Origin of the sequence: Pararhizobium mangrovi (assembly GCF_006516965.1) — a bacterium.
In the GTDB taxonomy this organism is placed as follows: domain Bacteria; phylum Pseudomonadota; class Alphaproteobacteria; order Rhizobiales; family Rhizobiaceae; genus Pararhizobium_B; species Pararhizobium_B mangrovi.
This window is the reverse complement of the sequence record NZ_VHLH01000017.1, coordinates 1-23,850: the sequence shown is the minus strand read 5'-3', so window position 1 is coordinate 23,850 and position 23,850 is coordinate 1. Positions and strand designations below refer to the sequence as shown.

At 63.3% G+C, this 23,850-nt stretch carries 19 protein-coding genes; 10 read left to right on the top strand and 9 right to left on the bottom strand.

The genetic code is table 11. The features are described 5' to 3' along the window. Positions 1–85: 85 nt before the first annotated feature. Genes FJU11_RS10165 through FJU11_RS10135 form a run of 7 tightly spaced genes read right to left on the bottom strand, consistent with a single transcriptional unit; the run spans position 86 to position 10,507 of the window. Complete coding sequence (locus FJU11_RS10165) at positions 86–2,605, bottom strand: AAA family ATPase (protein WP_181408131.1); 2,520 nt, start codon at positions 2,603–2,605, stop codon at positions 86–88. Next, positions 2,586–2,825: a hypothetical protein gene (locus FJU11_RS10160; RefSeq protein WP_141166942.1), complete on the bottom strand. Its 240-nt coding sequence runs from the start codon at positions 2,823–2,825 to the stop codon at positions 2,586–2,588. The genes FJU11_RS10165 and FJU11_RS10160 overlap by 20 nt, the downstream gene beginning before the upstream one ends. Then, entirely contained in the window at positions 2,815–3,078 is a 264-nt protein-coding gene (locus FJU11_RS10155; protein ID WP_141166941.1) for a DUF6998 domain-containing protein, read from the bottom strand. The genes FJU11_RS10160 and FJU11_RS10155 overlap by 11 nt, the downstream gene beginning before the upstream one ends. After that, on the bottom strand, positions 3,075–6,320 hold the full coding sequence (locus FJU11_RS10150) for an N-6 DNA methylase (protein ID WP_141166940.1): 3,246 nt from the start codon (positions 6,318–6,320) through the stop codon (positions 3,075–3,077). The genes FJU11_RS10155 and FJU11_RS10150 overlap by 4 nt, the downstream gene beginning before the upstream one ends. Continuing rightward, on the bottom strand, positions 6,317–8,470 hold the full coding sequence (locus tag FJU11_RS10145; protein ID WP_141166953.1) for an N-6 DNA methylase: 2,154 nt from the start codon (positions 8,468–8,470) through the stop codon (positions 6,317–6,319). The genes FJU11_RS10150 and FJU11_RS10145 overlap by 4 nt, the downstream gene beginning before the upstream one ends. Beyond that, positions 8,406–10,256 carry a DNA methyltransferase gene (locus tag FJU11_RS10140; protein ID WP_235890978.1) on the bottom strand — a complete coding sequence of 617 codons (1,851 nt, stop codon included), beginning with the start codon at positions 10,254–10,256 and terminating at the stop codon, positions 8,406–8,408. Before FJU11_RS10140 ends, FJU11_RS10145 begins: the two co-directional genes overlap by 65 nt. A gap of 17 nt (positions 10,257–10,273) precedes the next feature. Further along, positions 10,274–10,507, bottom strand: coding sequence for a ribbon-helix-helix protein, CopG family (locus FJU11_RS10135; protein ID WP_141166938.1), 234 nt, complete (start codon positions 10,505–10,507; stop codon positions 10,274–10,276). A 288-nt stretch (positions 10,508–10,795) separates the two neighbouring features. Between FJU11_RS10135 and tnpA the strand changes: the two genes are divergently transcribed. The 3 genes from tnpA to tnpC are packed head-to-tail and all read left to right on the top strand — an operon-like array spanning position 10,796 to position 13,203. Next, positions 10,796–11,152, top strand: coding sequence for an IS66-like element accessory protein TnpA (gene tnpA, locus FJU11_RS18595; RefSeq protein WP_141166937.1), 357 nt, complete (start codon positions 10,796–10,798; stop codon positions 11,150–11,152). After that, positions 11,149–11,490, top strand: a complete 342-nt coding sequence (gene tnpB / locus FJU11_RS18590; RefSeq protein WP_235890977.1) for an IS66 family insertion sequence element accessory protein TnpB — start codon at positions 11,149–11,151, stop codon at positions 11,488–11,490. The genes tnpA and tnpB overlap by 4 nt, the downstream gene beginning before the upstream one ends. 60 nt (positions 11,491–11,550) lie before the next feature. After that, the gene (gene tnpC / locus FJU11_RS10120; RefSeq protein WP_141166936.1) at positions 11,551–13,203 is read left to right on the top strand and encodes an IS66 family transposase; all 1,653 of its coding nucleotides are present in this window, start codon (positions 11,551–11,553) and stop codon (positions 13,201–13,203) included. A gap of 185 nt (positions 13,204–13,388) precedes the next feature. Here the strand turns inward: tnpC and FJU11_RS10115 are convergent, their stop codons facing one another. After that, the gene (locus FJU11_RS10115; protein WP_141166935.1) at positions 13,389–14,651 is read right to left on the bottom strand and encodes a tyrosine-type recombinase/integrase; all 1,263 of its coding nucleotides are present in this window, start codon (positions 14,649–14,651) and stop codon (positions 13,389–13,391) included. A 372-nt stretch (positions 14,652–15,023) separates the two neighbouring features. Continuing rightward, on the bottom strand, positions 15,024–16,163 hold the full coding sequence (locus FJU11_RS10110; protein WP_141166934.1) for an ROK family transcriptional regulator: 1,140 nt from the start codon (positions 16,161–16,163) through the stop codon (positions 15,024–15,026). Between the two features lie 128 nt (positions 16,164–16,291). On the opposite strand from FJU11_RS10110, the gene FJU11_RS10105 reads away from it, so the two are divergent. The 7 genes from FJU11_RS10105 to FJU11_RS10075 form a co-directional block, all read left to right on the top strand. Then, positions 16,292–17,599 (top strand): ABC transporter substrate-binding protein, encoded by a 1,308-nt coding sequence (locus FJU11_RS10105; protein WP_141166933.1) that lies wholly within the window; start codon positions 16,292–16,294, stop codon positions 17,597–17,599. A 24-nt stretch (positions 17,600–17,623) separates the two neighbouring features. Continuing rightward, entirely contained in the window at positions 17,624–18,598 is a 975-nt protein-coding gene (locus FJU11_RS10100; protein WP_141166932.1) for a carbohydrate ABC transporter permease, read from the top strand. Then, a complete protein-coding gene (locus tag FJU11_RS10095) occupies positions 18,595–19,461 on the top strand; it encodes a carbohydrate ABC transporter permease (RefSeq protein WP_141166931.1) in 867 nt (288 codons plus the stop codon). The genes FJU11_RS10100 and FJU11_RS10095 overlap by 4 nt, the downstream gene beginning before the upstream one ends. Positions 19,462–19,492: 31 nt before the next feature. After that, a complete protein-coding gene (locus tag FJU11_RS10090; RefSeq protein WP_141166930.1) occupies positions 19,493–20,557 on the top strand; it encodes an ABC transporter ATP-binding protein in 1,065 nt (354 codons plus the stop codon). Positions 20,558–20,586: 29 nt separating this feature from the next. After that, entirely contained in the window at positions 20,587–21,351 is a 765-nt protein-coding gene (locus FJU11_RS10085) for a sugar phosphate isomerase/epimerase family protein (RefSeq protein ID WP_141166929.1), read from the top strand. Between the two features lie 6 nt (positions 21,352–21,357). Further along, positions 21,358–22,986, top strand: a complete 1,629-nt coding sequence (locus FJU11_RS10080) for a GMC oxidoreductase (protein ID WP_141166928.1) — start codon at positions 21,358–21,360, stop codon at positions 22,984–22,986. A gap of 91 nt (positions 22,987–23,077) precedes the next feature. Then, positions 23,078–23,850: sugar phosphate isomerase/epimerase family protein (locus FJU11_RS10075; RefSeq protein ID WP_141166927.1), on the top strand; the 773-nt coding region annotated here is incomplete at its 3' end.

Genomic DNA, 23,850 nt, shown 5'->3' with positions numbered 1-23,850 from the left:
GGCACATTTCCGGTTCTACGAACCTATCAGACGGCGTTGCCTCGTCTCTCTTCGACTATAGATTGGCGTCAGCGTCCAGATTAGGTCACGACAAATATTTCTTCTTCAAATGACGCAGATCGCCGAGCGCGACTTTCAGTGTTCCCTGCGGCGGAATCCCGTCATCATGCTTAGCGGGATTGAGTTCGCTACCTAGCGACCGTAGCTTACCCGGATGTGATGGATCATCGGTCATCAGCGGCTCGACTTGCGGACTGAGTTGCCCGAGGTTCTTGCCGTCATAGTCGCTGAGCGCGGCGTTGGGATGCCCATTCGCCCACCGGTGGCGAACCAGCGCCTCTTTGCAGAACCGCTCCGCCGCATTGCGCAGCAACTCACCTGCCTGCTTGCGCAGATCGGCATGACCGCCGCGCGCGAGAACCTCGATGCGCGTGATCATCGCCATCAGATCATCGCCGGTATTGGTAACGCTGGTCCCGTCCGCAGGATCGATCATGGCGATCTGGAACATATCGATATTACGGTGAAGATAGCGGTGTTCGAGATCCTTCCAGGATTTCTGATCCTGGGTCAGAATGATGACCTGAACGCCCGCAGCGAGCAGTTCTTCAAGTACGTTGGCCTTGAAGTAAGCGCGGTAGTCCTCGTCACTCGACAGGATCGGATCATCCAGAACGATGAACCCTGCTCCTTCATGCAGCGCTCGGGCAATGAACAGCGAGAGTCCCAGGCAGTGGAGCTGCGACTGGCTGAATACCGCGATGACATCGCGCAGCTTCGCCCCGCTCCGGTCCGTATGAACCGACAGGCCGGCTTTAAAATCGACGGTCCGCCGCGCGCCTTTGCGCGGCTTCACTGCGGAAAAGAACGTCGCCTCACCGGGGCGCAGCAAGTCCCACCAATATTGGATACCGTCGCTCAGTTCGCCGAACTTGTCGTTGAGCACCTTCTCGTTACCTTTGTCGATCTGCGAAAGCGCCTTGCCCACCTCGGTCTTCAGGGCAGCCTGCGAATGGCGACCAACCAGCGCGGCCCGCAAGGCGCCGGGATCACCGGCAAGATCAACGAGGTCCTGCCACCCCCCCGTATCGCTTGCCGCGTCCACAACTTCGGCGAGAACGTCAAGCAGCGCGGTTTGGGCACTCTGGTATTCTTCGAGCCTGCCGGAGAAATCGTCGTGAGCGCGCGCAATGCCGTCAAACGAGTCTCGCAGCGCTTTCACGTCAGTCAGCGTATCCGGATCTTCGATCAGCCCGGTAACTGTTTCTGTAAGCTGCGCGATCCTGCGCGTGATCTTCGCTTTGCTCCGCGCTAGCATCCGGGCGCAAGCAAGCCAGCGATCGACAAGCGCCGCGTTATCGGCGCCGACGAGATCACGGATTCGAGATACCCGGAATCCACCGGCACGGCGCACCCCAGCTCCCGCTGCCAAGAAGCGCGGTAGCCCGTCCGAGACGGCACTGCCGTGCGTCGAAAGCTTGCCACTCATCGCGCGGAGCACATCCAGCGCCGCCTTTTCGGCACTCTGGAATGTCTCGGTTTCGCTGACGCGCGTGCGGATGAATGCGACCCGCTCCGGTGTGAGGCTGCCTTCAGTCCCGCACAGCATGCAATCAAGCGGATCGCTCGCTTCTTCGATAGCGGGGATGGACAAGGCTTCGCGAAACAGCGCTGCGAGCCGCCGGGTCTCTTCATCGACCTTGCCGCGTTCGGTCAGGTAGGTTTGTAATTCCTCCCATGCGATCTCAGCGGGCGCCATCCAATCGGCGAGCGCCTTCTTTTTGAAGCCATCGATCGGGAAGGTCTTTTCCCGGCGTTCTGCAAGCAGTGTTTCGAGCGCGGTGAGCCGCTCTGCCGGCGTAGTTGGTACACTCGCACCTGCCGCCGCGATCACGGATGTGATCGCCTGATCGAGCGTTTCGGCAAGATTGCTACTCAATGGAACGGATTTGGTCAGGTACTGAATGTGTGGCTTTGCCGCTTCGACAGCGATTGCCCCGTCCAGTTTCTTCCATTCCGGCGTGTCCGCCGCAGAGATGCCGGACTCAAGGGTGGCAACCGCGGCGCGTAATTCTTCAAGGTCCGTGACCTCTAAAATCGTCTTGAAATAGGTCGCGCGGTCCTGGGGCTTGGCAGAAAACAGATAGCCAAGCGTATGTTGCGCGAGGACCGGTGCGGCGAGTGGCGGTTGGGACAGATGAATGCCGAAGACGGCGAGCTGACCTTCATTGGCTGGCTTACCATCAATCTCTAATTTGGTCTGGCAATCCTGCCGCTTGGCGTAGTCCGCTGTCAGCGTGCGGGAAAGGCTATGCTTGCTGCCATCAGGTGCTGTGATATTCGCCCGAATAAAGACCGGATCGGCGCTTGGCATGTGCGCGTTGCGCAACGCATCGGCGAATTCATCCTGCGTGCTGGCCATGAGCTGCCGGCGGACGATCTGTCCCGTGAGCAGGAATTCGAATGCCTCGGCAAGGCTTGTTTTTCCCTGGCTGTTCGGCGCCCATATAGCTGCGATCGCGGAGCCGAAGGCGAGTTCCTGCGCCTTTTTGCCGAAGGCCCGGAAGCCTTGAATCTCGATGCTGTCAATTCTCGGTTTCGTCATGGCTGCGCTCGAGTTCTGTAAGCCTGTCATCGGCAACAGCCTTGATCGCTGTTGCCCGGTCCGCACCATCAGCCGCCGCAAAGGCCTCGACCAGTTTGGCGGCCAGGCTGTCCTTGCCGAGATGAGTGAGCAGACGCTCGAAGTTGCTCTGCGGCGCGGCCGGTTTGTCTTCTTCAGCCCCAGCCCGCGTCAGATCCTGATCTGCGCTTTCATCGCTCATGCCGGATGTTCCTCCTTTCGCCAGACCACACGACCGATCGCGCTTTGATCTGGATTTTCCGGCCTGCGCTGTCGACGGCGTCATAGCCGGGCTCACGGGCATCGACGAGTTGCAGACCGAGAAGCCGCGCTGTGACGTATTCACCGATCTCCCCGGTGATCCCGAGCGGTTTGCCCTTGAGTGCATAATAATCGATCGCCGCCTGACGAGCGCGTTCGAGTATCTCACCGGCCTTGTCGAGATCGGTCGTCATGCACCATCCTTCCCGGCCGCCTCCGGCTCGTCTTCAGGCGCGCTCGTGCCGAGCAGCGCGGCACAGAGTTTTTCGAGTTCTTTCTTCTCGTCCGTTGCTACCAGCGCTTCGCGCATCTTCCTGCGCCGTACCGGCAGTGACCGGTTCGGATCGCCGAGATACGCATCGTCGGCTACTGCCGCCGCGGCGATGGCCGCGAGCTGTCGCGCAAGCTCTGCAATGCGCTGGTGATCCTCATTGGATGGATCGAAAGCCGGCATTAACCTGTAGGGAAGCGTATGGATATGGCGCGGGCCAAAGTCGCCTTCGGGATTGAACGGCAGGATCGCATCGGTCAGCGCACTGCTGTTGAGCACGCCGGTTCTGAACCACGCTTCGCGCTCATCCGGCACAACCTGCCAATACAATGTCTGGTCGATCACCAGCTCGTTGGCTTCGGTCAGCGGCAGGCACGCAGCGCAGATATGCTTGCCGCCCGCGCCTGAGAGAACGAGACAGCTGGCATCGCCGAATTGCTGGTTGGTCAGCTTGTTGCGGACATTGATCCTGTATTCGAGCGTGTTGCCGGCACCGACACTTGCCAGTCGCGCATTTATCGCGGTGAAGCGCCGCGCGGTATTGGTGAAACCCATGCGACGGATTTCAGCAGGCTCGTAAATCTGCCACGCACCGGCAGCGTCGCGGCTTGCCGGGATGGCAACCGGGGCGCGGTCGTCACCGAGCACGAACGGCAACAGATTTTCTGACTGCGCCATTAGGTGAATGAAGCGAGGCGCGACATGGCCGGGGAAGCGCTCGCCTGCGAGCTCCTTCACCTGCTTGACGGTGAAGCCCCATGTCGTATCGCGCGTCGGGGTATCAACGCGAAACTCGTTGCCAGAGTCATTCAGGATTTCTACACACACGGCACCGCGCGGCATGATGTCCGCGCCCTGTTGCGAGACTTCCTCGCTGCCGGCCGGTGCGGCGGGCATTCCGCCTTTTTCCAGCGCCCACGCCGTGCGCGTTGCACCGATCCTGCGGATCGAGAAATCGGCTGCTTCCGGCCCGTCCTGCCTGGCTACAAAGCCATGCTCCGGCGCCGTGTCGGCAGCACCGGGGTCCGACTCCTTATGCCCGATCAGTGCGGCACCGGGATATTTGAAGGTGCCGGGCGCAACCTGCCAGACTTCGGAAACACAAAAAGGAACGGGGCGCGGGCTGGTCAGATAGGCGCGCTGCCGGAACCGCTCATGGTGGGTGCCGTTGAAAATTGTGCCGGGAACGAGACAGGCAACCGCTGCCCCCGGCGCCACATAGCGATCGACCGCATGCAGCAGATGCGTCGTGCCAAGCTCAAGATGCAGGAAGGATTGCCCTGCGGGTTTGACGCCGTAGAGCGCTGCGCGTCGCGAGAGCACCTCGCGGTAGGGATTGTCGGCGAGCGCGCTCATCGCCAGCCAGGGCGGATTACTGACGAGTCCATTGAACTGCCCAGCAAGCAGACCGGGCCGGTAAGTGTTGCGCAGAATGAAGGCCCAGATACCGTTGCGTCCGGCAGCGGCAAGCTCCTTCATGCGGTTTGCGAGCGCGAGCACTGCCGTGATCGCCGCCTGCCGGAGCTCCGCTGGCAGACTGACGACGCTCGTCGCTGCCGCCGTGTCGAGTGTCGCGGCGGCATCATCTTCGGTCAGCGCAGGGGCACCCTTATCGCGCGCTTCATCATAAGCCCAATCGATGATCCGGTCGAAAAGCTCGCGATAGTCCGGGTGAACGAGACCGGCGGGCAATGCGATCGTCTCGCCGTCGAGCGTGATGTCGATCACATCACCCTCCCCGAGCATTGGGATCGATGCCGAGACCGGCGTCACCGCAAATAGAGAGTCAGCGTGATAGACGGGGATCGTGACCGGCGCGGCAGCGGCATTGATTTCTGCCGCAAGGGTAATCACCCAGGTCGTCTTCGATAGCGCAACCGCGAGCGGATCGATGTCGAAACCGGTGACGACTTCATGCAGCGCGGTGATTTCGGCATAGCCGTAGCGATCACGCGCGGCCTTGATAACTTCGGCCAAGATCGCGCCCGAACCGCAGCACATATCAACGATCGCGGGAGCTTCGCCTTCGGGCAAAAGATCGAGGCAACGCTCGGCAAGATGGCGGGAGAGCCAGCTCGGCGTCCATTCCTGGCCCAGTAGTTTGCGCTGGCTCCGGCGGGCAAGCTGGGCCATCAGGCGGCCGAACAAATCCTCTTCCGCGCGCCGCGAGAAATCGTAGGCGTAGAGATCGCGCTGGATTTCACGGGCGACGGGGAGAAAGCTGCCGAGATGCGCGGTTCTCGCGATCCACCCGAAATAATCCTGCTCGACGAGGTTGCCGAGCTGATAGCGGTCGCGAAAATAGGCGCCGTTCAGTATCGCTTGAAGTTCATCATCGGCGCTAACGATCGCAGAACCTGCGAGCGCGTTGGCGCTCAGCAGCCGAGCGAGGATGTTGAGATAAATCTCGTCGACATAAGGTTCGGTCCGGAATCCGCTGCCGGCACCTTCGAGATGATCGACGAAGTGCGACCACAGATCGGTAGCCAGAGAGATCGACGGATCGCTCTTGCGGCCGGTATCGACCAGCTCTGTCAACACTTTGACGTTGCGCCGGTAGGCCGGGCTTTCCAGGCCGAGATCGAAAGAGAGATTTTCCGCGATCAGCGGGCGCGATTGCTCGCGCGCCAGATGACGGCGGAGGAAAAGTGTCAGGCGCTCAGCAGCCTGTTCGTCATCGCTTGTCTCGGTGAAGTTCTCAACTTCGGTGAGATGGATGTCGTCAATGGTGCAATGGGCCGGATCGACACCGGCACGCAGCGCAACATCGTAGGCATACCATTCGACGGTATCGGAGAGGATGCCGCGGACCTGCGAGTCTTTCGCCCCCGCGCGAATGAGCCCGGCGGCATGTTCCTTGACTTGGTTGAAGCCTTCATCGCGCTTCGCTTTGTTGCGCAGATCTGCTTCATATTCGATCGTCGTCGATCCAATGAGATTGTCGATGAAACGGTCCGCAGCCTTGCCGGTCTTGGTGCCGACCTTGGTATGGGCTTCGGCGCCTTCGCCGTAGTGATTGATCCAGCCTTCATCGTCAGCGTCCGGAAAAATGCGGCGCAGCCGGGACTGGAACTCACCGCGCAAGACGGCTTCCACGACCGCCTTCTGCCGCAAGCCGCGACAGCGTACAATTGCCTCACGGGCCTGACCCAGATCGGAACTCATGCAGCACCTCGCTGACGCCCTGCGCCCAAGGCAGCGCGGCGTTCGTTGAGGCGTTCTACGAAGGCGTCGACATCGCTATCGGAAGCCTGGTTTCCCAATATCGCCTGCAAAACGATCCGGTCGCAGAGTCTTGAATCCTGACCACCAATGCCGGCGTCATTCAGACAGGCGACTGCCTCCCGGTCGAGATGCGGCACCGCCATCGTACGAAGGTGGGCAGCCTCAAGTTTGAGCGCACCGCCGCCAAGCTGCGTGCCCGTCGCTTCCATCACGGCGCGGCACCACGAGCTGTTCAGTAATGCAGTCAGGCCGGCCACCGTCCAGCCGCGGTCTTCGGTCCAGAACGTCGAAAAGTTTGCATCAATAAGTATGACCGGGCTCGCATTGGCGTAAACCTGAGGCGCGCCATGAATGATCCGCGGCACAAATGCCTGTGGCAGATGACGCGGCATAAAGTCAGGGAGCATATACCAGAATCGCGGCAACGCGCTCTTGCGGCCAGCACTCGCATTCGTCCTAACGGCTGACATCTCCGGGATGGGCTTGGCATTTTCACCGCTTCCGATCCGAGTTTCGCCCGCTGCACGGACATGGGCGGCCAGTTCATCAGGCATGATCGCCGGCAACTCGTCAGAGTGCAGGAGTTGATACGCTGCGGCTTCATACACCTGGTCCATGTCTTCCGGGAGGACAGCGCGGCGAAGATCAAGGACACGGGTGGCGGGAAGTATGCCATTTCGCCATGCTTCAAGATCGGCCTGTCGGTGTAGGACCGGGATGAGCGTGTTTTCCGGAACCGGCACGACACGCCCACTGCCAAATACCGGGTCGGTCTGGACGCGCATCACGGCGTCATTCTCGTCGCCGATCAGCTTGACATAGAAAAACCGGTTGCAGCCCGTTCGCAGTCCCTGACCAGCGTGAATACCGGCCGAGCTGAGCGGGCGCAGCGCGCACCCGTCAAATGATAGTGGCAAGAGGTCGCGCAGCGCTTCGGGCACGGACGCCGTGGTTGAATCGGATTGCACGCCAGCAGATCCATTGGCCCTTGCAGGCTCCAATGATTTCACCCAGGGACGCGCGTCGGCCTGCACCCGCAGTGCCACCCATTCCTCTTCAAGAGAGAATGCGCGGTCACGAATTCCGAGAACCTCCGGCCGTACGGAATTGCGGCACCAAGCTGCGAAAGCGTCTTCCGGCTGCCTGCCGGAAAACGCAGCGCCCAGAAGCGATTCCGTGCAGGCAGCCTCGGGAGCAACCTGTACCCAGAGGGCTTCGGGCCAGTTCCGGCGTACGCTCACCGGTTCGGCCATTTCCGCATCTGGCAGGCGCCGCGCCACAATGAGATGGGTGCGGACGAGCGCATCGGAAAACCAGCCCGGCTGCGTATCCTCAATGACCAGTTCCAGCCGAAAGCAGCGCAGCAGCAGGTAACGGATTACATCCGCATAGGCGCGGGAGCGCCATGTCGCTGGCACAACGAGCGCGAGACGGCCTTCGGGCCTGACGAGCAGCGCGCTTAGCAGCCAGGCCGGCACAGATAGATCGGCAAGTCCCGAATAGCCGTCTGTCAGCGACCTCCAAATTTCCTGTGCGGCGCCGGACAGGCGCTTTTCTACAATTTCGGACAGCCCGGACCTGATCTTTGATCCCCGGCCGTTGAGGGACTGATAGCGCACATAGGGCGGATTGGTGATCACCAAATCGTAGCCGGAGTCCGATAGTGTCTCATGCGTCGCCGGCTGGAAGGCATCACCGCAGATGATGCGGGGGACAAGATCGCCGCCAATAGGTACACGCCGTAGCCTCGACTCGCACATTGCCGCAGTGGTCTCATCTACTTCGATAGCATGGAGACGAAGCAACCGTGTTCCACGCGTGGAAGCAGTCTCACTTGCGGCATCGAGAAGGTCGCCGCTTCCGGCCATCGGATCGAGAATACACTGCGTTCCGGCGTCAACAGCGAGCGCAGCAAGAACCCGACCGAGCGGCATTCCGGTAAAAAACTGGCCAAGCTCCTTTCGTTGCGAGGCCGGCAGCGCCTCTTCGAAAGCGCGTGCCTCGCTTCTAACGGCTATGTGCGCATCATACTCCCGCACAGTGGACTGCCTTTGCCATATGGTGCGTATCGTGCCACCGATAGAAGTCATCGGCGTCAAGCGGCACTTTCTGGTGGTTCGTCAGGAAGTGACTGACGAGCCGTGAGTAAAGCCTTTGCGGAGTCTGCTCTGACGGATCAAGTGTGAGGGCGGCGTCGCTGAGCTGCGCGGCAATTGTCCAGACACATTCGGGCGTCGTCTCTTCGGTCGCAAGATCTTTCCCCAGCAGCAGCACAGGATCACCTCTCACTGCGCCCGATGTCGTGACCTGCTTGAAGCTGCCCTGCGTCTTGTCGAGAACGCCTGCGCATTCCACGTTCAATCCCGCGCCGGTATAGGCGGTCTGCAAGGCGTTCCAGACCTCTGCCGATGCGGAGTGGAACACAAGTGTGGCCTGCCCGTGCGGTTTCAAAATACGCCGCACTTCCGAAAGAGCAGTGGTCAAAAGGTCCTGATATTCCGAAAGGTTCTTCTTCTGGCTATTGCTTACTATGATCTCGTCCGCCCGGTCGGTGTAATCTCCCAGCCACGCTTCATTGATGAAGCTGATTTCCGCATATGGAATATTGCCGCCGAACGGGGGGTCGGTGAAGACGTAGTCAATACTGCCGTCGGGTAGGTCAACAGCACAGCTCGACGCCTGACAGACCTCAACCTTACCAGCGCGCCCGTGGATGACCGAAAACGCTTCCACAATTGTTTTGAGCTTGCGTTGCAGTCCGGCGAACAGATTCTTCTCGACCGGCAGACCGCTGATATAGAGAACGCCCGGCTGCGCACTCGTAACCACAAGGTCTTTCTGCCCCGACTTCGCGACAACACGCGTCATGACGGTCGCATGCGCTGCATTGTAGCTCAGAAGCCAAAATCGCAAAGCGTCGCGCAATCGGCCTCCATAGTCTCCGGTCAATTCCCAGAGCCGGGCAAACACGATCAAGTTCCGGCGGGTATAGAAGTGATGCAGATGGGTAATACCCTGATGGTAGCCGCGCCGGTAAAGATCGCCCCAAGGGATAAGTACGTTCGGCACGGATTCCGGAATGGGCTCATCCGCGATGCGCTCAAGCAATGCCATGTCGGCATTGCTGGGTGAACGCGACCACCGCGTTTTGCCTGTGACGCCATAAACGCGTGCGATCTTCCGCGCCCGACGTTCGGTCTTATCCCCCGTCACATCGTCTGCCACGGTTTCGGTAAGACGCTCAATCTCGTCGAGGCTCGCTTCGTGACTGCAGCGCGGGCAATGAAACGCCGAGTCGATGCTGGCGGGTTGGAGCGAAACGCACGCATCCCATAAAGTGACCTTCCGGCGGCAAGCCGGACACGGCAGCAGGTCGCTCCAGACCGCATGACGGACCGCGCCTCTGTTGCCATCAGGGTCGATGGCTTCATACATCCAGCCGGTGTCCTTTTCGGCACGGCTCAAGATCTTGTTTGCGGCCTCTCGAAACGATTTGGGGTCGGGCGGGCTGGTCAGCGTCTTCCCGACAAAAGAACCCAACGCCCCGAGTTCGTATAGCACGGCGTTCCGCGCGCCCCAGTCAACTTGCAGCCCGAGCCTGTCCGCCTCGGCGCGCAGATCATCGGACGGGTTCTCGCAAAGCAGCGCGGCAAGCCCGGTTGTGCCACTCCCAGCAAACCCGTCGAACACGGTGTCGCCTGGCTTCGTATGAGACGCTATATATAGAGCGATGGCTTCCGGGGAGATTTTTGTCGGATAGGGAAACGCGCCATAGAGCGGACCGGTGCGCTTGGCTGGGAGAGCACGCTTATAGAGCGCGTCGAGCGTCTGCTTGCTTGTCGACTTGTTCTGTTTCGATCCGTTGAAGCGCTTCACTGGTTCCCCCTCGTAAATCATTGTTTGCCGCTCACTCTGTAAGGCGGCTTTTCGGCCTTCTGCGGGATACGCAACGGCAGAGCAGATTCGGCCTCATGGCCGTGGTTGTCGAGATACTCGTCGATGGCGCGGCGCACGACCCAAGACACGGATACGTCGTCTTTCTCAGCGAGTATCGACAGGGTGTCGTAGTCACCGCCAGTGAGACTGACAGTGACACGCGGACCGAATTTTCTGAGCTTTCCAGGCATGACGATTGTCGCTATGTTCCCTTTATGTTCACTCTGCCAGATTCATATAGATAATGCAACAAAGTGATGCACTTTGACTCTATGTGCAACACTTTTGTGCTGCTGTGGGTTTGGTGGCCAGGTGCTGTCTTGCCTGAAGGACTGAGACTAGGGCGCTTAGCTGACACATCGGCGCACGGTCCGGAATGTCCGCTATTCAAATCGTATCCATCCGGTGGGTCCCGCCTTGCCGGCTCGGTGATCGAGCGGTCTTAAGCGTGCTCTTACGAGCGAGCTTTGGAGCGGGTGATGGGGCAGATGACGGTGTTTTCGGGGCCGGAGCGTCGGCGGCGCTGGTCGGATGAGGAGCGGCTGTCGATCCTGGGCGAGGCGTTCGCGCCGGGGGCATGCGTTGCCGATGTCGCCCGTCGGCGCGATGTCGCGACCTCGCTGATCTACACTTGGCGGCGCAAGTTTCTGGCGCCGGACGGCGGAGCGGTATCGCAGCCCCGCTTTGCCGAGGCGGTGATGGCCGAGGCTGCGCCGCCGCCTGGTTCCGCCACGGCGCCGGCGCTGGTGATCGAACTGGAGCGAGGCCGGCGGATCAGCGTCTTCGCCTGTGCCGCGCCGGCGCAGATCGCGGCTGCGCTGAAGGCGCTGCGGTGATCCCGCCCGGCGCGCGGGTGTGGATCGCGCTCGGCCATACCGACATGCGCCGCGGGATGCAGGGCCTGGCCTTGCAGGTCCAGCAGGGGCTGAAGCGCGATCCGCACGGCGGCGACCTGTTCGTGTTCCGCGGCCGGTCCGGCTCGCTGGTCAAGATCATCTGGCACGACGGGATCGGCATGTCGCTTTATGCAAAGCGGATCGAGAAGGGTCGCTTCGTCTGGCCGTCGGCGAAGGAGGGCACGATCTCGCTGACGGCCTCGCAACTGGCCTGCCTGCTGGAGGGGATCGACTGGCGCAACCCGCGCTATAGCTGGCGTCCGGCAAGCGCGGGATAATCGTCATGAAGTATCGTTTTGCGCCTTGCCGATCCGCTCCGATAGTGATTCAACCAAGGTGTGGACGCCGCCCTTTCCTCGGTTCCTGATGACATCGAAGCGCTGAAAGCGCTGCTGGTCGCCGCGACCAGGCGGGCCGACGAAGCCGAGGCGAGACTGGCCGGCGCGACCGCCCGCGAGACCGCGATCGAAGCGATGATCGCGCATCTCAAGCTGCAGATCGCCAGGCTGCGGCGCGACCGCTTCGGCGCCAGCGCCGAACGCAGTCGCCGGTTGCTGGACCAGATGGAACTGCAGCTCGAAGATCTCGAAGCCGATGCAGTCGAAGACGCTGTCATTGCCGCGACCGCCGCGGCGAAGGCCGGCACCGTCGGTGCCTTCGAACGCCGGCGTCCGGCAAGAAAGCCCTTTCCCGATCATCTCCCGCGTGAGCGCGTCGTCATTCCCGCCCCGTGCGCCTGCCCCGCCTGTGGCGGCACGCGCCTGTCGAAGCTGGGCGAGGATGTCACCGAGACGCTGGAAGTGATCCCGCGCAGCTGGAAGGTCGTCCAGACCGTGCGCGAGAAGATGTCGTGCCGCGATTGCGAGCGCATCGCGCAGCCGCCGGCACCCTTCCATGTCGTGCCGAGAGGCTGGGCTGGCCCCGGCTTCCTCGCCATGTTGCTGTTCGAGAAGTATGGCCAGCACCAGCCCCTGAACCGCCAGGCCGAACGCTTCGCGCGCGAGGGCGTGGCGCTTTCCACCTCGACGCTCGCCGATCAGATCGGCGCGGCGGCCACCGCGCTGATGCCGCTCTACCGGCGGATCGAGGCGCATGTGTTCGCTGCCCAGCGCCTCCACGGCGACGACACCACCGTGCCGGTCATGGCCAGGGGCAGGACCGATACCGCCCGGTTATGGACCTATGTGCGCGATGACCGCCCGTTTGGCGGCAGCGATCCGCCGGCTGCGCTGTTCCACTATTCGCGCGACCGGCGCGGCGAACATCCACAGGCGCATCTGGTATCCTGGGCGGGCATCCTGCAGGCCGATGCCTATGGCGGTTATAACGCGCTCTACGCAGCGGACCGAAGCCCGGCGCCGGTGATCGAGGCCGGCTGCTTCGCCCATGCACGGCGCAAGTTCTTCGAGCTTGCCGACATTGAGGGCGTGGCGCGTAGGAAGAGCCGCGGCGAACGCACCGGCATGGTCTATCCGATCGCGCTGGAGGCGGTGCAGCGGCTCGACGCCCTGTTCGATATCGAGCGTGGGATCAATGGCAAGCCGGCGACCGAACGGCTTGCCGTGCGGCAGGGCCTGAGCGCGCCGCTGATGGCGGAGCTGCGCGACTGGCTCACCGCGCAGTTCGCAAAGCTGTCGCGCGGACACGATCTGGCCAAGGCGATAAACTACATGCTGCGGCGCTGGGGTGCGTTCACCCGGTTCCTCGACGATGGACGGGTGTGCATCACCAACAACGCCGCCGAGCGGGCACTGCGCTGCGTGCCGCTTGGCCGCAAGGCATGGCTGTTCTGCGGTTCGGACCGCGGCGGCCAGCGCGCCGCCATCCTCTACACGCTGATCCAGACCGCGAAGCTGAACGACGTCGACCCGCAGGCCTGGCTCGCCGATGTCCTGGCCCGCATCGCCGGCCACCCCGCGCACCGGATCGACGATCTCCTGCCGTGGAACTGGCCGTCCACCGCCTTGCCGCCGCCGCCTGATAGCCGATAACGCTAAATAGCACCTGTCCGGCGGCCTTCACCGGATGGATACTTCAAATCTGCGTTTTTGAAAGTTGCAGTTCCGGATCGTCCGACATTGCTGCCGTTCGGGCGACATCCGATTGCCGGCCACTTTTAGCGTCGTCGTACGTCCGGAATGGCGCGCATGCGCAACCAAAACAAACTATACTGCCATTACATTCCAAGAGCGGCGGCGATCCGTTTAGACGCCCGCTCGGCAGCCTTGCGCATCGGCTGATGTTGCACGTGAGCGTAGATAGCTGTCGATCTGGGATTGGCATGTCCTAAGATTGCACCCGTGAGCGCAAGGGCTTCTCCGCCTGAAACGGCGGTCGACCCCATCGTGTGCCGGAGCGTGTGCGGCGTGATGTCCGATAGACCGGCCTCTCTCTTGACGAGCTGCCAGATTCGCTTCGTTCCCTGATAGTGGCCGTTGCCGCTCGTTGCGGGAAAGACATACGGACTATCAGTATCGCGCTTGATGCCGCCAAGGATGGCGATCGCGGCTACGCTGAGCGGCCGTATCGACCGTCCCGTCTTCGTCGCGCCGAGCACCAGCAGCCCGCGATCGAGATCGACTTCGTACCATTTCAGCGCCGCGATCTCGTCTCTTCGACAACCCGTAAGTGCCCAAAGGCGCGCGATATCGATCGCCTTTGGATTGGCTCCGTCGGAAGCGACCTTGTGAAAGGCCTTTCCGAGTCGTCTCACCTCGGCGATGCTGAGATAGCGTGTGCGCTGATTGTCGGTCTTGCGAACCGCAGCGCGCTCGACGGGGTTTCTGTCGACGATTTCGCGTCGGACGGCAAAGCTGTATACGGCGGAAAGGTCGCGTACTACCTTGCGCGCAGCGCCGTCTCCACCGCGAACGATGATGCGTCTGCGAAATCCGACCTTATCATCTTTCGCGGTCTTTCCAGCGGCGACGTCACGAACGAACGTTTCGATATCGCCTGAGCCGACTTCACCGACACGTTTCGATCCCAACAGCGGGACCACGTGATTTCGGAGCCGAGCCAGCGTATAGGTCTTGGTCTTCTCCTTCATCGGCTCGCCCTGCCGCTTGCCGCGTTGGATAAAGCATCCTTCCCGCTCGTAGAGATCGATAAGATCGGTGATGCGCAGTTCCGCGCGCTTGGCTTGACGCTCGGCGGCCGGATCCTGTCCGATCGCGGCCGCGCTCAATGTCAGGCGCGCCTTCTTTCGAGCTTCGTCCAGCGTCAACATTCCGTACCGACCGATCGTCATGAAACGGCGAGGGGCCGACCGCCCGCCACCGTCGGCGCGATAACGAAGAACGAAGCTCTTTCGTCCGCTCGTCTCGACGCGAAGACCGAAGCCGCCGAGCATGCCGTCCCAGATATGATAGCGCTGCTCACCAGGCTGCGCCTGATCAACCATCCGCTTCGTGAGAGGCTTCGCGTTCGACTCCGCCATATCATCACCCAGATTTTGGTGCCCACATGGTGTCCACCGAGGGCACCAACAGCGGGATATCTCCTCGGACTATAGCGAAGACTATCCCCAATCACAACAAGCACTTAGTGTGCTCTAGCGTATGAACGGATACTCTAGAAAAGCCGAATTTCGTCCTTGCCAAGGTTGGGGTCGGGCGTTCGAATCGCCTCGCCCGCTCCAGTTTTTCCAGACCATCGAGGCCCGGTTTCGCCGGGCTTTTTCATGCTCCGCGTGGGCTGCCGGCACTTCGGCGGGGCTGCCGAGAGCGGCGGTCTTCCGGGGCGCGGCGATTTCGCCGTTTCTGCGGTTCGATGGCGGACGGGGGTACGGCCCCCGTCCGTCGTGCGGTGCTCAATCGCTGGCGAGCAGCAGGTCCAGCGCGACTTCGGCGGCTCCGAGGACGGCGGCTCGGCCGTGGTCGTTCGAGCCGGTGACGGGGATGCGCGAGGAGATTGCCGGCGGCGTCTTCTGGGCAAGTACCTCGCGGATGCCGACGAGGACGTGGTCGCCGACCTGGGTCAGGTGGCCTCCGACGACGATGGCATCCGGTGCGAGGCCGACGACGAGCCCGACGATGGCGTCGCCGATATGCCGGCCCGCCTGGCGCAGCGCGACGATCGCGTCGAGGTCGCCGTGCAGGACGAGGCGGCGCAAATCGTCGATCGAATTGACCGGGCGTTCCGGCGTCGACAGCGAACGGATCAGCGCCGGGTTGGAGACGACCGTCGCGAGGCAGCCGCGATTGCCGCACGGGCAGGGGCGGTCGCCGGCGGCGGGAAGCGGAATATGGCCGATCTCGCCGGCCCATCCGGACATGCCGCGATGCAGGCCGCCGGCGAGCGCCAGCCCGGCACCAATGCCCGTATGCGCGAAGAGATAGAGGAGCGAATCCACCGCGCTGCGGCCGCGCCGCTCGCCGAGCGCCATCAGGTTGGCGTCGTTCTCGACCGCCGCGATCAGTCCGAAACGCTGGCCGAGATCTTCTGGCAGGAGGCCGACATTGGTCCATGCCACGGTCTGCGACATGCCGGCGACGGGGCCGGGTACGCCGACGACCATCGCACGGACCCGTTCGCGTTCGACGCCGGGCAGGGCGGTCAGTTCATCGAGGATTTCGCCCATCAGCGCAACCGCCTGTTCGGAGCCGAAGTCGCGTCGCAGCGGGCGCGTCGAAGCGGCGAGTACCCGCCCGTCGAGCGTGCAGATGGTCCCGTGGACGCCGACGAGTTCGAAGCGGGGCACGTAGATGAGAGCGGCGTCGGGGTCGATCGCGTAGCGCGCGGACGGGCGGCCGCGCATGCCGTGGTCGTCCCGCTCCTCCATCAGCCAGCCGATATCGACCAGCCGCGCGAGCTTCGCCGCTACCGTGTTGCGCGACCATCCGGTTTCGGCGGTCAATTCCGCACGGGACTTCGGCCCGCCCTGCAAGGCGCGGATCAGCCGCGATCCATCCCGGTCCGGGACGGTGAAGGCTACGGGGATATTCGGCATCAAGTCACCTATTTATGTCAATATTGACATTATAAAACGTCATATTGACGATCGAAAGAGACTTTGCGCATCATGATCGCGATCGGCGGACGGCCGGAGCATCCCGATTTCCGATGAGGAGTTTCACGATGACGAAGTTTGGTGCGTTTTCCCTGTTCGCCGCAGCCGGCGCCATGACGCTGGTCGCAACGACCGCCTTCGCGGCTGACAAGTATTACGATGCGGCCGTCGCCGAAGCGAAGAAGATCGCCGAAGGCAAGCAGCTGTCGGGCACCATCGAGATGATCTCGCAGAACAGCGGCGCCGAGGGCCAGACGCTTCAGGACGTCTACAAGGCATTCACCGACGCGACGGGGGTCGATGTCCGCTTCACGGGCACGCCCGACTACAAGGCGCTGGTCGCCAGCCGGATCCAGGCGGGCAACCCGCCGGACGTGGCCGAGATCACGCTCGGCGACGCGGTGCACTACGCCAAGGAGGGCAAGGTCGTCGACCTGAAGCCCGCGTTCGGCGACATGCTGCAGAAGAACTTCAACGAGATGCTGCTCAAGTCGGCGACCGTCGACGGCAAGATGATCGGCGTGTTCCAGGGCATGAACCCGTTCATGGTCTGGTACAATCCGAAGGCCTATACCGGTCCCAACCCGCCGAAGAACTGGCAGGCGCTGGTCGACTATACCGACGCCGAAGCCAAGAAGGGCAACACCACATGGTGCGCGGCGCAGGGCGCCGGCGCGGCGAGCGGCTTTCCCGGCTCGCAGATGATCGAGAACATCTTCCTCAAGAAGTACGGACCCGAGCTTTACAACAAGTGGGGCCGCGGCGAGCTTGCCTGGACGAGCCCGCAGGTGAAGGACGCGTTCGAGGAGTTCAACCGCGTCATTGCCGGCAAGGGCCATCTGCAGGGCGGCCGGATCGGCGCCATCTCGACGTCGATCTCGACCGGCTACAACGGCCTGACCGCAAGCCCCCCTACCTGCCAGCTCGTGCTGTGGGCGGCGTGGGTGCCGGGACTGATCGGCGACACGGCGAAGCCCGGCGACAACATCGACTTCTTCCGCATGCCGCCCGAAGACCCGAAGTTCGCGAACTACGAGATGTACCAGTCGGCCATCGTCATCGGCTTTTCCGACCGGCCCGAGACCAAGGCGTTCCTCGAATTCGCCGCGTCGACCGCCGCGCAGACCTATCTCGCGTCGCTGAACCGCTGGCCGGTCGCCAACTCCAACGTGCCGATCGACGCCTATCCGAGCCCGCTCCTGCGCAAGATCGCCAAGACCTATTTCGGCAATAGCGACGTCCAGTTCGTGGCGGGTCCGAACGTGCTGAAGCAGGGCGATACCGGCACCGCGGTTTGGAAGGGCGTCGTCACCTACATGCAGGATCCGTCCAAGCTGGACTCCGTTCTGCAGTCCATCCAGGACACGATCAATTAATCGCCGGTAGCCGGGACAGCGGAATTGGCACGGATCCCCGCATATGTCCCCTTCCTCGTCGTCGTCGGCGCGATCGGAATTCCGATCCTCGTCTACGCGGCGCTCGGGATCGGGGAACGGGTGCTGGCGCACCTGCCGGCACGGCTCGAACGGCGGACCCGGCCCTGGCTGTGGCTCGGCCTGCCGCTCGTCCTCGTCGTCGTGATCCTCGTCTACCCGATCGTGACCACGCTCGGCACGTCGATAATGGGGGCGCGATCCGAGACCTTCGTCGGGCTCGACAACTACCGATGGGCGTTCTCGGGCACGATGCTCGGCATCGTCGGCAACAACATCCTGTGGCTCGTCGTCTACCCCATCGTCACGCTGATCCTGGCGCTCGCCGCCGCCGTGCTCTTCGACAAGGTGCGTTACGGACCGCTGGCGATGTCGATCGTGCTTCTGCCGACGGCGATCTCGTTTACGGCCGGCGCGGTGATCTGGTCGGAGATCTACTCGTTTCAGCCCGAAGGCAGCCCGCAGATCGGCCTCCTGAACGCCATTCTCCACCTCTTCGGCTTCGCTCCCGTGCCATGGCTGATCCAGCCGATCGTCAACAACCTCGCCCTCATCTTCGTCGCCGTGTGGCTGCATCTCGGCGTCGCGACGCTGATCCTTTCGGCGGCGATCAAGAATGTCGGCGGCGACATGGTCGAGGCGGCGCGCCTCGATGGGGCGGGCGAGTTCCACATCTTCGCCTCGATCATCCTGCCGAACATCCTGCCGGCCGTCCTCGTGGTGCTGACGACCACGCTGATCACCTCGCTGAAGGTGTTCGACATCGTCTACGTCATGACCAACGGTAATTTCGGCACCGACGTCATCGCCAACCGGCTTTATTACGAGCTGTTCGCGGCGAGCAATTTCGGCCACGCCAGCGCGATCGCCGTCATCCTGCTCTTCGCCGCCCTGCCGGTCGCCCTCATCAACGTCGTCCAGTTCCGCCGGGAGGCGAAGTGAGCGCCCGTGCCCCCAAACGCCGCGGCTCCACGGGCCGATGGGCGCGCATCGGCGTCCACGTGGTCGTCGTCGCGATCATCGTCGTCTGGTTCGTTCCGACGATCGGGCTGTTCGTCTCGTCGCTGCGTCCCCAGGCCGAAGCGGCCAGTTCGGGCTGGTGGATGGCCTTCGTGCGGCCGATCTACACGGCGCAGAACTACGAACTCGCGCTCGACCAGTTGCAGACCGCTTCGAGCCTCGCGACCTCGCTCGCCATCGCCGTTCCGACGACGGCGCTCGTGATGTTCTTCTCGGTGCTCGGGTCCTACGCGCTCGTGCGCATGCGGTTCGCCGGCCGCACCGCGCTTTCGCTGATCCTCGTCGCGCTCCTCGTCACACCGCCGCAGATCACGCTGGTACCGCTCCTGCGCCTCTACTACATGGCGGGACTGTCCGGCACGCTGCCGGGCATCTGGCTCTACCAGACGGGCTTCACCGTACCCTTCGGCGTCTTCCTGCTGCGCGGCTTCATCGCCTCGATCCCCGAAGAGCTCTACGAGTCCGCACATCTCGACGGCGCGTCGGAATTGCGGATCTTCCGCTCCATCGTCCTGCCGCTCGCACGGCCGATCCTCGCCTCGCTCGGTATCCTCGCCTTCCTCTGGTCGTGGAACGACCTGCTCATCCCGCTTCTCTTCCTCGGTGGCTCGCCACTCGCGCCAGCGATCACGGTCAACCTTTCGGGCCTCGCCGCGCAGACGGCGCAAGGGCGCGGACCGCTTATGGCAGCGACCTTCCTTTCCGTCGTAGTGCCGCTGATCCTCGTCATCTCCATGCAGCGCCATTTCGTCCGGGGCATTCTCGGCGGGGCCGTCAAGGGATGACGTCCATCCAAACCCGTGCAGGAGGTTCGCCATGTCCAGCGTCGTGATCGACGACGTCCGCAAGTCCTATGGCGGGGTCGAGGTGATGCACGGGGTCTCGGTCGACATTCCCGACGGGTCTTTCGTGGTGCTCGTCGGTCCGTCGGGCTGCGGAAAGTCGACGCTGCTGCGCATGATCGCGGGACTGGAGGAGATCTCCGGCGGAACCATCAGCATCGGCGACGAGGTGGTCAACGACGTCGTTGCCAAGGACCGCGATATCGCGATGGTGTTCCAGAGCTACGCGCTCTACCCGCACATGACGATCTTCGACAACATGGACTTCTCCCTGAAGCTGCGCGGCCTTTCGAAGGCGGAACGCAAGGAGCGCATCGACAAGGCGGCCGGCATCCTCGGCCTGCGCGAACTGCTCGACCGCAAGCCGAGCGCGCTTTCGGGCGGCCAGCGCCAGCGCGTCGCCATGGGGCGGGCGATCGTGCGCGAGCCGAAGGTCTTCCTGTTCGACGAACCGCTTTCGAACCTCGACGCCAAGCTGCGCGTCGAGATGCGTTCTGAGATCAAAGCGCTGCAGCACCGGCTGGACACCACGACGATCTACGTCACCCACGACCAGATCGAGGCGATGACCATGGGCGACCGGATCGTCGTGATGCGCGACGGCCGGGTCGAGCAGTGCGACACGCCGCTCAACCTCTACGATCGTCCGGCGAACCTCTTCGTCGCCGAGTTCATCGGATCGCCCTCGATGAACTTCGTGCCCGGTCGTTTTCGCCACGAAGGCGCCGAGCGATGGCTCGAGACCGAAGACGGGTTGCACCTTCCCCTGCCGCCGGATGCGGCCGGCGAAGAGGGGCGACGCGTCGTCTACGGCTTTCGGCCCGAGCATCTCGTCCTCGGCGACGGTCTGCCGGCAACGATCGAACTCGTCGAGCCGACCGGCGCCGAGACGATGGTGCTTCTCAAGCTCGGCGTCGCAGAGGTCACGGGCGTCTTTCGCGAGCGGATCGTCGAACCGGAAGGCGCGACGCTGGAGGTCTGGCCCGACCCGGCACGCGTGCACCTCTTCGATCCCGATACGGGCATGCGGCTCGCCTGAGGCGCACCGGTCCAATGGAGAAGCCTACGATGATTGCGAACGACGTCTCCTTCCAGCTGTTCTCCTCGCGCGCGTCGGACAGTCTGGACGAGCAGTTGAGCTTCCTCGCCGGTCTCGGCTACACCGACGTGCAGCCATTCTTCTTTGCTCCACCCGACGATATGGCGACCGTGCGCGGCGATGCCGAACGCGTACGAAAGCACGGGCTGACCGCCAGATCCGGCCACTTCACGCTCGACTTCTTCGAAGAAGCGGGCGACAGGCTCGAGGAGATCGCAGGTCTCTACGGCATGTCGCTGGTCGTCGTGCCGTGGATCGCGCCCGAGGACCGCCCGGAGACGGGCGAGGGTTGGCGGGAAATCGGCCGGCGGCTTTCCGCTTACAGGAACGACGCGGAGCGGCGCGGACTCGCCTTTGCCTACCACAACCACGATTTCGAGATGGTGCCGCTTGCCGACGGCAGCTACCCGCTGGACCATCTCCTCGGCAAGGACGTACCCCTCGAACCGGACCTCGCCTGGATGGTGAAGGCAAATGCTCGGCCCGAGGAATGGCTGGCGAAATACGCCGGGCGCATTCCCGCCGTTCACGTCAAGGATGTCGCTCCATCCGGAGAATGCCTCGACGAGATGGGGTTTGCCGATGTCGGCCACGGCACGATGGACTGGCCGCGCCTTTGGGAAAGGTCGCTCGCGGCCGGCGCCGGACTGATGGTGGTCGAGCACGACAAGCCGAGCGACTGGAAGCGCTTCGCCAGCCGAACGATCGAGGCCGTACGCGGCTTTGCGAGCTGATCGGCGATGAGCGAAATGTTCGATGCCATCGTCGTCGGTTCCGGCCCTTCGGGCAGCTTCGCAGCGAAGGAACTGACCGACCAGGGTCTTTCCGTGCTCATGATCGAGGCCGGCCGCGAGGTGAAGCCGGAAGATTTCGTCGCCCCGAAGCGCCAGTCGGGGCGCGGGGTCACGATGTTCGACCGGGCGATGGCCACGCTCGGCGGCAGGGGCGTCCAGGCACGGGCGGCGTTCTACCGGCCGATGCTGAAGCAGTTCTACGTCAGCGACCGTGACAATCCCTATACGACACCGTCCGATGCACCATACGTGTGGATCCGCGGGCGCCAGGGGGGTGGGCGTTCGCACGTTTTCGGCCGGATGCTCCTGCGCTGGTCGGACGATGATTTCCGTTCGCAAAGTCGTTATGGCAGCGGCGTCGACTGGCCGTTCGACTACGCCGAACTCGCCCCCTATTACGAAGAGGTCGAGCGCCTTCTCGAATTGCGGGGCAATCGCGACGGGTTGACGACGCTTCCCGACAGCGTGGTCGCCTCGCCCGCCGCGCTGACGCCGGCCGAAGAGAGCTTCCGCACGGCGGTCGAGACGCGCTGGCCGGAGCGGCGCGTGATCGCCTGGCGCTCGATGCCGCACCATTCTTCGCGGCGGATGGCGCCGCTGCGCGCCGCGCAGGCGAGCGGCCGGCTCACCGAACGCTACGACCGGATCGTCCGCCGTGTGCTCGTCGAAAACGGACGTGCGACCGGCGTCGAAATCGTGGACAGCCGGTCCGGCACCGTCGAGACCCTGCATGCGGGCCATGTCGTCATCTGCGCGTCGCCGATCGAAACGGTACGCCTGCTCTTCAATTCCGCCGACGACACCCACAAGGCGGGGCTGGCGAATTCCTCCGGCGAACTCGGCCGATACTTCATGGATCAGCTGCCCATGCTCGGCACTGGCATCTATCCCGAGGTCAAGGGCTGGTCGGTGGACGAAAGCGCGCCGGAAGATCCCTTCTACGGACGTTCGGGCGGTATCTTCATCCCGCGTTTCGAGACCGCCGATCCCGCCGAACGCGGACAGTTCGATTTCCAAGGCGCGGTCGGTCGTTCGCCGACCGGGGAAACGGACCCCTCGCAGCTTCTCTTCTTCGGGTTCGGGCGGATGGAGCCGGACCCGGACAATCGCGTGACGCTCGATCCGCGCCGACGCGACCGCTGGGGCATTCCGGTGCCCCATGTGCGTTGCCGCATGGGCGAAACGGACCGGGCACGCCTCCAAAAGCAGGAGGCGACCTTCATCGAGACGGTCAACGGTGCGGGCGGCGAGGTCGAGTTCGTCGGCTCGCCGAACGGTCGGCGCGAATGGGGAAGGGGCGCGTTCCCGCAGTCCAATGCGGTGTCGCGTGCCCTCTTCCGGCTCTTTTTCCAGCGCGTCATGGTCATGGGCGCCGCGATCCACGAGACCGGTGGCGCGCGCATGGGGACCGATCCGGCAAACTCCGTCCTGAACGGATGGGGCCAGGCGTGGGACGTACCGAACCTCTGGATCTGCGACGCCAGCGCCTTTCCCGGCAGCGGCGTCAGCGGCACCACGCTGACCATCATGGCGCAGGCCGTGCGCGCCTGCCGCCGGCTCGCCCAGACGTCCTGACGTTCTGACGTTCTGAAAAGGGCCTCGATGCCCGGCCTCTTGATGCAGTGAACCGCCTGACCCCTTCAGCGCTTCTTCGAGGAACCCCGACATGCCGGAAGCAACCCGCCTCGACCGCGACCGCGTCGCGCTCAACCCGATCCAATGGTATGCCACGGAGGATGGCTGGCTGGACCCTTCGAAGGGGCCGGCGCTGCCCGAGCTTCTCGATCGGGTCCGCAGCTCGGGTTTCCGGTTCGTCCACGCACAGCCTCCGGCCGCGATGACGCTCGCCGAATATCGCGCGCTCCTCGACGGGGCGGGGCTTGGTCCCGCGCCCGGTTATTTCTCGATCGGCCTGCCGGAGCACGGCGTCACCATCGATGAAACCGTGGAACTCGCTCGTCGCGCGGCGGCTGAGCACGCCGAATTGGCGCTTTCCGACATCTTCATCGGCTGCCGCATGACGAAGGAGGCGGTTCGCGTCCGTCGTCCCGCCATCGGCGCCGAGGCCGATGCGGCACGCAGCGAGACGATCCTTTCGATCGTCGATCGCATCTCGTCCGCCATGAAGGAGGAGGGTGTGCGCCCCGCCCTGCACCCGCATATCGGAACCTGGATCGAGACCGAGGACGAGGCACGCACGATCCTCGACGCGCTACCCGCCTCGCAATTGGGGTTCGGCCCGGACACCGGCCATCTTTCCTGGGCCGGCGCGAACGTGACGGCCCTGATGACGGACTATCGCGACCGCGTTTCGGCGGTCCACGTCAAGGACTGCCACATGGCGGTCGCCGCCGGCGGCAAGACCGGCGACAAAAGCTATCAGGAAGTCGTTCTCGACGGACTGTGGGCAGAACCCGGCGACGGCGACCTCGATCTCGA

What these genes read in the sequence shown, in the direction of transcription:
- FJU11_RS10165 (WP_181408131.1), bottom strand. Translation starts at nt 2,605, where the DNA reads ATGACGAAACCGAGAATTGACAGCATCGAGATTCAAGGCTTCCGGGCC.
- FJU11_RS10160 (WP_141166942.1), bottom strand. Translation starts at nt 2,825, where the DNA reads ATGAGCGATGAAAGCGCAGATCAGGATCTGACGCGGGCTGGGGCTGAA.
- FJU11_RS10155 (WP_141166941.1), bottom strand. Translation starts at nt 3,078, where the DNA reads ATGACGACCGATCTCGACAAGGCCGGTGAGATACTCGAACGCGCTCGT.
- FJU11_RS10150 (WP_141166940.1), bottom strand. Translation starts at nt 6,320, where the DNA reads ATGAGTTCCGATCTGGGTCAGGCCCGTGAGGCAATTGTACGCTGTCGC.
- FJU11_RS10145 (WP_141166953.1), bottom strand. Translation starts at nt 8,470, where the DNA reads ATGACTTCTATCGGTGGCACGATACGCACCATATGGCAAAGGCAGTCC.
- FJU11_RS10135 (WP_141166938.1), bottom strand. Translation starts at nt 10,507, where the DNA reads ATGCCTGGAAAGCTCAGAAAATTCGGTCCGCGTGTCACTGTCAGTCTC.
- tnpA (WP_141166937.1), top strand. Translation starts at nt 10,796, where the DNA reads ATGGGGCAGATGACGGTGTTTTCGGGGCCGGAGCGTCGGCGGCGCTGG.
- FJU11_RS10115 (WP_141166935.1), bottom strand. Translation starts at nt 14,651, where the DNA reads ATGGCGGAGTCGAACGCGAAGCCTCTCACGAAGCGGATGGTTGATCAG.
- FJU11_RS10110 (WP_141166934.1), bottom strand. Translation starts at nt 16,163, where the DNA reads ATGCCGAATATCCCCGTAGCCTTCACCGTCCCGGACCGGGATGGATCG.
- FJU11_RS10105 (WP_141166933.1), top strand. Translation starts at nt 16,292, where the DNA reads ATGACGAAGTTTGGTGCGTTTTCCCTGTTCGCCGCAGCCGGCGCCATG.
- FJU11_RS10090 (WP_141166930.1), top strand. Translation starts at nt 19,493, where the DNA reads ATGTCCAGCGTCGTGATCGACGACGTCCGCAAGTCCTATGGCGGGGTC.
- FJU11_RS10085 (WP_141166929.1), top strand. Translation starts at nt 20,587, where the DNA reads ATGATTGCGAACGACGTCTCCTTCCAGCTGTTCTCCTCGCGCGCGTCG.
- FJU11_RS10080 (WP_141166928.1), top strand. Translation starts at nt 21,358, where the DNA reads ATGAGCGAAATGTTCGATGCCATCGTCGTCGGTTCCGGCCCTTCGGGC.